The 10,942-nt window shown below is 70.7% G+C and carries 13 protein-coding genes; 8 read left to right on the forward strand and 5 right to left on the reverse strand.

Features of this window, described 5'->3' with window-relative positions; genetic code table 11:
* The first annotated feature begins 44 nt into the window (after nucleotides 1–44).
* Nucleotides 45–1,004 carry a DUF5996 family protein gene (locus tag ACIP4X_RS28330; protein ID WP_358730387.1) on the forward strand — a complete coding sequence of 320 codons (960 nt, stop codon included), beginning with the start codon at nucleotides 45–47 and terminating at the stop codon, nucleotides 1,002–1,004.
* Between the two features lie 30 nt (nucleotides 1,005–1,034).
* Here the strand turns inward: ACIP4X_RS28330 and ACIP4X_RS28335 are convergent, their stop codons facing one another.
* Nucleotides 1,035–1,478 carry a VOC family protein gene (locus ACIP4X_RS28335; RefSeq protein ID WP_391457530.1) on the reverse strand — a complete coding sequence of 148 codons (444 nt, stop codon included), beginning with the start codon at nucleotides 1,476–1,478 and terminating at the stop codon, nucleotides 1,035–1,037.
* A gap of 137 nt (nucleotides 1,479–1,615) precedes the next feature.
* On the opposite strand from ACIP4X_RS28335, the gene ACIP4X_RS28340 reads away from it, so the two are divergent.
* The gene (locus ACIP4X_RS28340; RefSeq protein ID WP_391457528.1) at nucleotides 1,616–2,905 is read left to right on the forward strand and encodes an amidase family protein; all 1,290 of its coding nucleotides are present in this window, start codon (nucleotides 1,616–1,618) and stop codon (nucleotides 2,903–2,905) included.
* Here ACIP4X_RS28340 and ACIP4X_RS28345 read toward each other — a convergent pair.
* A complete protein-coding gene (locus tag ACIP4X_RS28345) occupies nucleotides 2,832–3,770 on the reverse strand; it encodes an RNA polymerase sigma-70 factor (RefSeq protein ID WP_358730180.1) in 939 nt (312 codons plus the stop codon). The genes ACIP4X_RS28340 and ACIP4X_RS28345 overlap by 74 nt on opposite strands.
* Nucleotides 3,771–3,950: 180 nt before the next feature.
* On the opposite strand from ACIP4X_RS28345, the gene ACIP4X_RS28350 reads away from it, so the two are divergent.
* Both ACIP4X_RS28350 and ACIP4X_RS28355 read left to right on the forward strand, forming a co-directional pair.
* Nucleotides 3,951–4,436 (forward strand): carboxymuconolactone decarboxylase family protein, encoded by a 486-nt coding sequence (locus tag ACIP4X_RS28350; protein ID WP_358730179.1) that lies wholly within the window; start codon nucleotides 3,951–3,953, stop codon nucleotides 4,434–4,436.
* A 168-nt stretch (nucleotides 4,437–4,604) separates the two neighbouring features.
* Complete coding sequence (locus ACIP4X_RS28355; protein ID WP_358730178.1) at nucleotides 4,605–6,086, forward strand: multicopper oxidase domain-containing protein; 1,482 nt, start codon at nucleotides 4,605–4,607, stop codon at nucleotides 6,084–6,086.
* Nucleotides 6,087–6,096: 10 nt separating this feature from the next.
* On the opposite strand, the gene ACIP4X_RS28360 is transcribed toward ACIP4X_RS28355, so the two are convergent.
* Nucleotides 6,097–6,660: a hypothetical protein gene (locus ACIP4X_RS28360; protein WP_358730177.1), complete on the reverse strand. Its 564-nt coding sequence runs from the start codon at nucleotides 6,658–6,660 to the stop codon at nucleotides 6,097–6,099.
* 138 nt (nucleotides 6,661–6,798) lie between these two features.
* Here ACIP4X_RS28360 and ACIP4X_RS28365 point away from each other — a divergent pair, with 138 nt between their 5' ends.
* Nucleotides 6,799–7,617 (forward strand): isocitrate lyase/phosphoenolpyruvate mutase family protein, encoded by an 819-nt coding sequence (locus ACIP4X_RS28365; RefSeq protein WP_358730176.1) that lies wholly within the window; start codon nucleotides 6,799–6,801, stop codon nucleotides 7,615–7,617.
* A 138-nt stretch (nucleotides 7,618–7,755) separates the two neighbouring features.
* On the opposite strand, the gene ACIP4X_RS28370 is transcribed toward ACIP4X_RS28365, so the two are convergent.
* Complete coding sequence (locus ACIP4X_RS28370) at nucleotides 7,756–8,397, reverse strand: superoxide dismutase (protein ID WP_358730386.1); 642 nt, start codon at nucleotides 8,395–8,397, stop codon at nucleotides 7,756–7,758.
* Nucleotides 8,398–8,473: 76 nt separating this feature from the next.
* On the reverse strand, nucleotides 8,474–9,655 hold the full coding sequence (locus tag ACIP4X_RS28375; protein WP_391457524.1) for a HoxN/HupN/NixA family nickel/cobalt transporter: 1,182 nt from the start codon (nucleotides 9,653–9,655) through the stop codon (nucleotides 8,474–8,476).
* Nucleotides 9,656–9,934: 279 nt separating this feature from the next.
* On the opposite strand from ACIP4X_RS28375, the gene ACIP4X_RS28380 reads away from it, so the two are divergent.
* From ACIP4X_RS28380 to ACIP4X_RS28390, 3 genes are all read left to right on the forward strand, one after another.
* Complete coding sequence (locus ACIP4X_RS28380) at nucleotides 9,935–10,237, forward strand: hypothetical protein (RefSeq protein ID WP_391457811.1); 303 nt, start codon at nucleotides 9,935–9,937, stop codon at nucleotides 10,235–10,237.
* Nucleotides 10,238–10,376: 139 nt separating this feature from the next.
* On the forward strand, nucleotides 10,377–10,547 hold the full coding sequence (rpmF, locus tag ACIP4X_RS28385) for a 50S ribosomal protein L32 (RefSeq protein WP_358730174.1): 171 nt from the start codon (nucleotides 10,377–10,379) through the stop codon (nucleotides 10,545–10,547).
* 6 nt (nucleotides 10,548–10,553) lie between these two features.
* On the forward strand, nucleotides 10,554–10,942 hold a 389-nt coding region (locus ACIP4X_RS28390), incomplete at its 3' end, for a GTP-binding protein (protein WP_401351216.1).

A 10,942-nucleotide genomic window follows, 5' to 3' on the forward strand; every position in this document is an offset into this window, starting at 1 on the left:
ATCCGGCCGTCAGGGGCGTCGGACGCCAGGGAAGGTTGATGACCATGGAACTGTTCCCGCCGATCCCGCTCGCCGAATGGCGCGACACCAAGGAGACGCTGCACCGCTTCGCGCAGATCGCGGGGAAGGTCCGCCTCGCCGCCGGCAGCCGGCGCAACCACTGGTGGAACGTCCCGTTCCACCTCACCGGGCGCGGGATCACGACACGTCCGATGGGACAGGTCGACGGCAATCCGATCTTCACGTTGGACTTCGACTTCGTCGCGCATCGCCTGGTCGTCTCGACGCTCGACGGCCGGGAGATCTCCGTCCCCCTCCTCGGACAGTCCGTGGCGTCCTTCTACGGGGCGGTCATGGACTCGCTGGCCGCGCTGGGCATCCGGGTGCGGCTCGACCTGCCCAGGCCCTTCGATCTGCCCGACTCCGGCCGGCCGTTCGCCGAGGACGCCGAGCACGCGGCGTACGATCCCGCGCGGGCCAACCGCTACTGGCAGGTTCTCAGCCAAGTGGCGTCCGTGCTGGAGGAGTTCGCCGCGGGGTACTCGGGGAAGGTGAGCCCGGTGCACCACTTCTGGCACACCTTCGACATCGCGCACACCCGGTTCTCCGACCGCCACATCGACCAGCCCGCGCAACTGGACCCGGTCACCCGGGAGGCGTACTCCCGCGAGGTGATCAGCTTCGGCTTCTGGTTCGGCGACGACGCCTTCCCCGCGCCCGCGTTCTATTCCTACACCGCGCCCGAGCCGGCGCATCTGGCCGACGAACCGCTCCGTCCCGCCGCGGCACACTGGGTCGCCCGCAACGAGAGCCATTTGGCCGTCCTGCCGTACGACGAGGTCCGCACCGAGCCCGACCCGCGTGCCGCCGTGCTCGCCTTCTACGAGAGCGCGTACCAGGCGGGCGCCCGATGCGCCGGATGGCCGGTCGAACCGCTCGCCTGCCCGGGCGGGATGACGGACCCGCAACTGCAGGAGCACGGGATCCGGCCGACGTACCGGTGAGGCCTGCGGGGCGGGCGACCCGTTCGACGCTCAGGTGTCGGTGCGCGCCAGTTCGCCCTTGAGCAGTCCCGTCGCCTGGCCCACCTCGATGAGGTAGCCGTCCGGGTCACGCATGTAGCAGCGCAACTCGGCGCGGCGGTCGACGGGCGGGGTGAGGAACTCCGCTCCCTTCGCGGCCGCCGCCTCACAGAAGCGGTGGATGTCGGCCACCCGCACATTCAGAAAGCTGGAGGCGGTACGCGGATCGTCGGGCGTGCGCAGGACGACGTCGGGCTTGTCGTCGGTGGGACCGCCGCCGGGGTTCAGGATGATCCAGCCGTTGGCGATCTTGATGATGCAGGGATTCTCCTCCAGCACGACCGTTCCGCCCAGCACATCGGCGTAGAACGCCCGGGAACGCGGCACGTCGGAGACCGTGAAAAAGTGTGTGAGCACCAGACCCTCGACCGGCGCAGGAAGATCGTCCCGGTTCATACGCGGCTCCCGCTCGACGTGTGGTCGGACACGCACCCAGAGTAGGCGCGGGTGGGCCGCACGGCACCCGCACACCGGCGGGCCCGTCCCCGCAGCGGGCCTCCGGGTGGCTCGTGCGCCGACGCCGGAGGAGGGCGATGGTGATCAGCACCGGGGAGTACGCGAACCTGTCCGCCCTGGACATCGTCCGGCACGTGCGGCACGGCGACGTGACGGCCGTCGACGTCGTCGGGGCCGCCCTGGCCCGTATCGCCGAAGTCGACGACGGTGTGCGGGCGTTCACCGAGGTCTGGGCCGAGCAGGCGGTCGCTCACGCCGCCCGCGTCGACGCGCGGGTCGCCCAAGGCGCCCGACTGCCGCTCGCGGGGGTGCCGATCGGTGTCAAGGCCAGCGAAGGCCCCGGCTCCTACCAGAACACCCGGCTGGTGGCCGCCGGATGCGTGCCGGTCGGCGCGACCTCGGTGCCGCGTACCGGCCGCGGCTGGCAGACGTACGGACACACCGACCGGGGACCGACCCTCAGCCCTTTCGATCCGGCGTGGTCGCCCGGTGGCTCCTCCGCGGGTGCGGCGGCCGCGGTCGCGGCCGGCCTCGTCCCCCTCGCCAGTGGATCCGACGGTGCCGGATCGGTGCGGATCCCCGCCGCGTGGTGCGGCGTCGTGGGCTTCAAGCCCACCAACGGCCTGCTCCCGGCCCGTGATCGCGCGGGGTTGAACTCGCCCGGCGTCCTCGTGCACGACCCGCGGGACGCCCTCGCCTACTTCGACGCGGTGACCGAGTCGGAGGTGCCCGCTGTCCGTCCCGCGTACCCGCTGAGGGCGATCTGGTCAGCGACTCTGGGATACGCGGACACCGATCCCGAAGTCGCCGCCGTCGCCCGCCGCTCGGCCCGGCGTCTCGCCGAGGCCGGTCTGATCACCCTGGCCGAGGGCCCCGACCCGGCACTCCTCGACCCCGCCCCGGCCTGGACGGCTCTCCGCGCGGCGGCACCGTCCTCAGTGACATCGTCCTCAGCGGCACCTTGCTCGGTGGCACCGCCCTCGGCCGACGTCAGCGGGGTCATGGCCACGAACGAGGAGCGGCTGCGCGACTGCTTCCAGCGAGCCGACCTGCTCCTCACGCCCACCACGCCCCACCCACCGCACGGCCACGACGGGCCGGGGCCACGCATGATTGTGGCCCTGACCTGGGCGTTCAACCTCAGCGGGCATCCGGCCCTCAGCCTTCCTGCAGGGACCACGGCACAGGGAGCGCCGGTCGGCCTCCACCTCGTGGCCCGCCACCACGAGGATCGGACACTGCTCGCCGTGGCCGACCGCGCCGCCCATGAACGGGATCCGGGGCGTCCCGGGCTCAGCGGTGCAGGGTGGTCTCGCGGTGCATGTGGGAGAGTTTCCGGGGGTTGCGAACGGCGTAGAGCCCGGTGATGAGGCCGTCGTCGACACGCAGGACCAGAACGGTGTCGATCGAGCCATTGATCCAGACGATCAATGCGGGGCGCGCGTTGACCTGCGCCGGCCGCAGCGACGCCTCGGTGATCCTGCCGAGTCCGGCGGCCAGCAGGCGGCCCACCTTGTCCGCCCCGACGACGGGCCGGGGCACGGCCTGCTTGACTCCCCCGCCGTCGCCCAGCAGGACGACATCCGGCGCGAGGATGTCGAGCAGGCGCTGGAGATCGCCCGTTTCCACCGCCCGCTGGAACGCGTCGAGCGCGTCCCGGGTCTCGGCCGCGGAGACCACCCCGCGCGGACGGCGCGCCGCGACGTGCGACCGTGCCCGGTGGGCGATCTGGCGGACCGCAGCCGACGTCTTGTCGACGGCGTCGGCGATCTCGTCGTATCCGAGGTCGAACACCTCGCGCAGCACGAACACCGCGCGCTCGGTCGGCGTGAGCGTCTCCAGCACCAGCAGCATCGCCATCGAGACGCTGTCGGCCAGTTCGACGTCCTCGGCCACGTCGGGGGCGGTCAGCAGCGGCTCGGGCAGCCAGGAGCCGACGTAGGACTCCCGCCTGCGGCCGAGTGTGCGCAGCCGGGTCAGCGCCTGGCGCGTGGTGATCCGGACGAGGTACGCGCGCCGGTCGCGCACCGTGCCGAGGTCGACACCCGACCAGCGCAGCCAGGTCTCCTGAAGGACGTCCTCCGCGTCGGCGGCGGAGCCGAGCATCTCGTAGGCGACGGTGAACAGCAGGTTGCGGTGGGCGACGAACGCCTCGGTGGCGGGGTCCGTGTGTCCGCCGTCGGCGGGCCGACCGCCCGTGTCATCTGTGCACTCGCTGCGCTGGCTGTCCACCGGCCGCTCCCGCCTGTCCGCTCTCGACGATGCCACGCGCACAAGACGCCGGCCGCGGCGGCCTTGTGACACCCATGAGCGGTGGCGCACGTCACACCGCCGACCCGTCACAGGGAGCGGGTGGCCGGCATCTCGTGTTCGTCCAGCGCAGTACGACAAGTGACGAGTGAGGACGACATCATGAGCGCCCGGTTCAACCTGTTCGAGAACGAGATCGCCGCCAAGTTCGCCAAGCGGTTCGCAGGCGCCGGCCTGCTGGTCCAGCAGTCGCCCCTGCCGCGGTCCACGCAGGAGCTGGTGTCGCTGCGTGCCAGCCAGATCAACGGCTGCGGCTGGTGCGTCGACATGCACACCAAGGAGGCGGCGGCCGCCGGTGAGACCGCCGTGCGGCTGAGCCTGGTGGCCACCTGGCGCGAGTCCACCGTGTTCACCGAGGCCGAGCGGGCCGCCCTGGCGCTCGCCGAGGAGGGCACCCGGCTCGCCGACGCGCACCAGGGCGTGTCCGACGAGACCTGGGCCCGGGTGCGCGAGCACTACGACGACGACGGGATCGCCGCACTGGTTGCGCTGGTCGCCCTGATCAACGCGGCCAACCGGCTCGCCGTGATCGTGCACCAGCGGGGCGGCTCCTACGAGGCCGGCATGTTCGCCGCCGCGCTCGACTGAACCGCGTCCGTCGCCGGGTCCGGCCCGGGATCAATCGATCCGGGACCGGACCCGCTCCGCGGTGCCGCCTCGGTGGGGTCCGGCGCGGAGGCGGACACTGGTCGGAAAGGAGGAGATTTCGGGCCCTGTGTTCGCTCGCTCGGGCCCTGCCCAGGAAGGGAGCAGACCGTGCAGATCACCCGTCGTGACGTCCTCAAGCTCGGTGGCCTGGCTCTGGTGGCCGGGGGCGCGGCGAAGCCGGCCCCTGCCGCCGCCTCCGTGGCGCCGTCCGCCGTGCCCGTCGCTCCGGGCAAGGCGGATTACACGGTGCGGATCGCCACCGGGCTCGTCGAGCTCGCGCCGGACACGATCGTGTCCACGACGACGTACAACGGGCAGTTCCCCGGTCCGCTGCTGCGGTTCACCGAAGGCCGCCCGGTCGTGGTCGACGTCCACAACGACACCGGCACGCCCGAGCTGCTCCACTGGCACGGCCAGCGGATACCCGCCGACGTGGACGGGGCCGCCGAGGAGGGCACCCCGTACATCCCGGCGCACGGGACACGTCGCCTGTCGTTCACGCCCGGACCGGCCGGTTTCCGCTTCTACCACACCCATGTGGCGGCGCATGACGACCTGAACGTGGGTACCTACACCGGTCAGGCGGGCCCGGTCCACATCGAGCCCGCGGCCCATCCCGGCGCCTACGACCAGGAGGTCTTCCTGGTGCTGAAGGAGTTCGGGCCCGCCTTCAGCCAGGGCGGGGACATGGCGCAGAACTTCCTGGCCGGCGCCGAGGTACCGGCCCTGAAGCGCAGCGGTGAGAAGGCGATGGCCGCCTCACTGGCCCGCGGGATGCCGCACGGCTACGAGGTCGGCTACACCGCGTTCAGTGTCAACGGCCGCAAGCTGGGCCACGGTTCGCCGGTCAGGGTCAGGTCCGGGCAGCGCGTGCTGTTCCACGTGCTCAACGCCAGCGCGACCGAGATCCGCAGCCTGGCCCTGCCCGGTCACACCTTCAAAGTGGTCGCCCTCGACGGCAACCCGGTGCCTCACCCCGTCGATGTGCCGGTGCTGTGGATCGGCACCGCCGAACGTGTCTCGGCGCTGGTGGAGATGAACCGTCCGGGCGTGTGGGTACTGGGGGATCTGGCCGACGACGACCGGAAGAACGGCATGGGCACCGTGGTGGAGTACGCCGGGCGCGGCGGTTCCCCTCAGTGGACCGCACCGCCCAGGTACAAGTGGGACTACCGTTCCTTCGCCCGTGCGGGTGGCACCACGCAGCGGCCCGACCGCACCTTCGACATGCTGGTGGAGAAACGCAACGCCGCCGACAAGGGCTTCAACGTCTGGACCCTCAACGGTGTGCCCTTCTCCATGGACGCCGACAGGCCGGTGCAGGACATCGACCGTGGCGGCCGCTACCGGATGCGGTTCCGCAACGCCACCGACGACATCCACCCCCTGCATCTGCACCGCCACACCTTCGAAGTCACCCACATCGCCGGCACTCCGACGCACGGCCTGCACAAGGACGTCGTCATGCTCGGCGGCTACCAGACCCTCGACTTCGACTTCACCGCCGACCAGCCGGGGCTGTCCCTGTTCCACTGCCACCAGCAACTCCACATGGACTACGGCTTCATGACCCTGTTCCACTGCACCTGACCGACAGCCGTCAACGGCACACACGCCGGCGCGTCAACGGCTTCACGATCACCGGGCAGGAGTTCCACAGCTCCATGCCGGCCGTGATCAGTTCCAGTACCGCGCGCAGCTCGTCCGGAGTCCATGCGGTGCACTCGCCTCCGAACAGCTTCTCGTAGGCGCTGTTGTGGACCGCGCCCTGCCGGGGCAGCCGGTGGGCCCCGCCGAGGCCTCGATCGAGGTCCTCGAAGAAGTTCCACGCCTCCAGCACCGCGCCCGCGGGGGCACGTCGGCGCTTCGGTGCCTCCAGCCAGTGCTGAACAGGGGCGAGCTCCAGCGTCCCGGCCTCGGAGTCGGCCAGCCTCCACCCTTTCCGACTGGCATACACCCGCAGCTGCCGGACAGTCACGAACACCGGCACCCGACGATGATCAGTCGCCGGCAAGGTCAGCACCCGGTCAGGGTCGTCCCCCTGGCCACCGATCCACAGAACCACCCCACTGCGGCCGAGCCCCCGCACCCGATACGCATAAAGCCTCCCGCCCTCACCACGGCGTCCGGCCGCGAACACATCTGCCGTCTCGATCTCCGTCACGCCCTCACCCTGGCACGACCCGCGGGAACCGTCGCCGGGTTTTCTCCGCAACCCACTGGGGGCGTGACGAAGGCCCGGATCGGCGTCGATGTCGGTTTCTCGCCGGAGGATGCGCGGGGGACGTGTTTGACTCCGGGCATGACCTCCACGCAGTCGGCCAAGGCCCGGCTCTTCCGTTCCCTGCACACGTCCGCCGCGCCCCTCGCGCTCGCCAATGCCTGGGACGTGGCGAGCGCCCGGGTCGTCGAGTCGGCGGGGGCCTCCGCGATCGCCACCACGAGTGCGGGCGTCGCCTGGTCGCTGGGGTCGCCGGACGGGGACGCGCTCGGCCGTGAACAGGCGCTGGGGTTGATCTCCCGCGTCGCCGCCGCAGTGGCGGTTCCGGTCACCGCCGACATCGAGGGCGGGTACGGGCGGGACGCGGCCGAGGTCGCCGAGACCGTCACGGGAGTGCTCGCGGCGGGTGCCGTCGGCGTCAACATCGAGGACGGCACCCGAGCCCCGGCCGAGCTCGCGACACGGCTGGCCGCCGCCCGGCGGGCCGCTGACCGCGCGGGCACGGAGCTGTTCCTCAACGCCCGTGTCGACACGTACCTGTTGGGACTCGGGGACCCGGACACCCGGCTCGCGGAGACCCTGGCCCGGGCCCGCCGGTACGTGGACGCCGGCGCGGACGGCGTCTTCGTTCCCGGTGTCACCGACACGACCACGATCGCGGCGCTGGCCGAGGGCAGCGGCGTACCGCTGAACGTCATGGCGGGCCCCGGCGCCCCGCGCGTCGCCGAGTTGGGCGCCCTCGGTGTGGCCCGCGTCAGTCTCGGCCCGGGTGTGGCACAGGCCGCCTACGCCGCCGCCCGCCGTGCCGCGCGGGAGCTCCTCGACACCGGCGGCTACGACTCGCTGTCCGGCGGTCTCACCTTCCCGGAGCTCAACACGCTTCTCTCCGAGTCCAGTTGACTCGGGCTTCGGGACACCGGCCGGTCGAGGTCACGCGGAAGTGCTCCCCCGGGCACTGTGCCAGGGGGAGCACTTCACTGTGCGCCTGCAGGTGAAGGGTGAGAAGACGATCACGAGCAGGACATCCGTGGGGCTACGTCACGGCGCGAGCAGCAGGCTGTCGCCGCGCTCCTTGGCGGCGGCGTAACGCCTGGCCACGTCCTGCCAGTTGACGACCCGCCACATGGCCTCGATGAAGTCCACCTTCTGGTTCCTGTACTGAAGGTAGAAGGCGTGCTCCCAGGCGTCGAAGACGAGGATCGGGGTGGAGCCCTGGCCGACGTTGCCCTGGTGGTCGTAGACCTGCTCCACGATCAGGCGGCCGCTCAGCGGCTCGTACGCCAGCACGCCCCAGCCCGAACCCTGGGTCGTGGCGGCGGCCTTGGACAGCTGCGCCTTGAAGCCCGCGAAGGAGCCGAACGACTCGGCGACGGCGTCGGCCAGCTCCCCCACGCCGTCCTTCTCCAGCGGCTCGCCGCCCCCGTCGCCGGTCATGTTCTGCCAGTAGATGCTGTGCAGGATGTGCCCGGAGAGGTGGAAGGCCAGGTTCTTCTCCAGGCCGTTGATCGAGCCCCACGACTCCTTGTCCCGCGCCTCGGCCAGCTGCTCCAGCGTGTCGTTGGCGCCCTTGACGTAGGCCGCGTGGTGCTTGTCATGGTGCAGCTCGATGATCTCGGGGCTGATGACCGGGGCGAGCGCCGCGTAGTCGTACGGGAGCTCGGGGAGCGTGTAGACCGCCATGTCCAACATCATCCTTCGACGTTATTGCGCATGAGTTGCAAGTGCAGCGTAGCAGCAATAACGGCGGACCTCCGAGCTACCGGGCACCGTGTTCGGCGGCCGGTTCCCCCGGCGCCGTGCCGGGCATGCCCGCTTCCCACTTCTCCTCGATACGGCCGACCTTCCACACCACCGCCGCGACGGCCCAGGTGGCAACGAACAGGCCGACGACGACATAGCCGACAATGTTCAGGTCGAGGCCGGACACCCAGCCCCAGAAGCGGCCGTGCAGGCCCGCCTTGTCGGCGATCAGGCCGAGGAGTTCCACGGTGCCGATGATGAGCGCGACGGCGACGGACAGTCCCGTCATGGTGAGGTTGTAGTAGACCTTGCGGACCGGCTTGGAGAAGGCCCAGCCGTAGGCGAAGTTCATGAACGAGCCGTCGATCGTGTCCAGCAGCGACATGCCGGCCGCGAAGAGCACCGGCAGGCAGAGGATGGCGTACCAGGGCAGCCCGGAGGCGGCACCCGAACCGGCGAGCACCAGCAGCGCGATCTCCGTCGCGGTGTCGAAGCCGAGGCCGAAGAGCAGTCCCAGCGGATACATCTGCCACGGCTTGGTGACGGCCTTCGTCAGGCGCCCGAGCAGCCGGTTCATCAGGCCCCGGTTGGCGAGCCGCTCCCCCAGGGCCGCTTCGTCGAAGTGGCCGGCCCGCATCCGCCGGAAGACCTTCCAGATGCCCACCATGATCAGCAGGTTGATGATCGCGATGACGTAGAGGAACGTTCCGGAGACGGTCGTGCCGATCCAGCCGGTGATGTCGTGCAGTTCGGAGCCGTCGTCCCGGACGGGACCCGCCAGCGCCCTCACCCCCAGGGAGAGCAGGAGCGCCAGGGCGAAGACGATCGTGGAGTGCCCGAGGGAGAACCAGAAGCCGACCGACAGGGGGCGCCTGCCCTCCCCCATCAGTTTGCGGGTCGTGTTGTCGATCGCGGCGATGTGGTCGGCGTCGAAGGCGTGCCGCATGCCGAGCGTGCAGGCGGTGACTCCGATGCCCGCGCCGAAGGCCTGGGTGCCCACGCTGTAGTGCCGCGGCGCCACGATCGCGACCAGTGTGAACCAGCCGATGACGTGCAGCGCGAGGACGAAGGCGGCCATCCCGCCGGCGCCGGCCCACTCTCTCCGCGTCATCGACGTACGGACGCGGTGCCAGGTAAGACCGGGTACGGCGGCGGTCGCGGCGGGGCTCGTGGGAGCGGTGTCGGGTGCGGTGGGCATGGAGGCGCGGGCCTTACTCGTCGCCGAGCGGCCGTCTTCAGCCGCACCTCCAGGTTCCTGCACATGAAGTGCAACTACAAGAATGCGGCAGCAAAGGGGCGGTCAATTCGGCCACCGGCGCCGGACCGCCTCCCGGCCAGGCCGACCACGCACCCCAGCCCGCATGACATTCCCCCCAGAAGCTCATAAATCGCCCTATATTTACTCCATGACGCATGGCTCGTGACAGCACCACCCGCGGGCCACCCGGACGACATCCCCTCCCCCCAGGAGCAGCGCATGAGCACCGCCGCCGCACACCGCACCCACGACGACCACACCCACAGCCACGGCGAGGGCTGCGGCCACGTCGCGGTCCCGCACGGCGACCACGTCGACTACGTGCACGACGGACACCTCCACAAGCCGCACGACGGTCACATCGACGAGTGCGTGACCAGCGGCCACACCACCCACGCCGATCACGACCACCAGCACGGCGAGGGCTGCGGGCATGTGGCCGTGCCACACGAGGACCACATCGACTACGTGCACGACGGCCACCACCACGCCAAGCACGAGGGGCACTGGGACGACCACTGACGCGGACGGAAGTCCCCGAGCGACCCGAGGCCGGCACCCCTGAAGGTGCCGGCCTCGAGGTTTCCCTCAAATAGTAATGAGATTCGTTTTCATGTAGCCTCCTGGTGCTCACCGAAGGTGACCGAACCAGGAGGACCCCATGGCCGTTCCCAAGCGCAAGATGTCCCGCAGCAACACCCGCCACCGCCGCGCCCAGTGGAAGGCGGCCACACCCGCCCTCGTCCCGGTCACCGTCGACGGCGTCGCCCATCTCGTGCCCCAGCGGCTCGTGAAGGCCTACGAGCGCGGCCTGCTGCGCCCCGAGGGCTGACCGCCCATGCCTTCCGACCGACTCCCCGTCACGGTCCTGTCCGGATTCCTCGGCGCGGGCAAGACGACCCTCCTCAACCACGTCCTCGCCAACCGTGAGGGGCTGCGCGTCGCCGTCATCGTCAACGACATGAGCGAGGTCAACATCGACGCCGCCCTGGTGCGCGGCGGCGAGGCGGCCCTGTCACGCACCGAGGAACGCCTGGTCGAGATGACCAACGGCTGTATCTGCTGCACGCTGCGCGACGACCTGCTCGAAGAGGTGGACCGACTGGCCCGCGAGGGCCGCTTCGACTACCTCCTCATCGAGTCCTCGGGCATTTCGGAACCCCTGCCCGTGGCGGCCACGTTCGCCTTCGCCCGCGACGACGGCGCCACCCTGGCGGAGACCGCCCG

It is taken from the genome of Streptomyces sp. NPDC088817 (assembly GCF_044750345.1).
Taxonomy (GTDB): domain Bacteria; phylum Actinomycetota; class Actinomycetes; order Streptomycetales; family Streptomycetaceae; genus Streptomyces.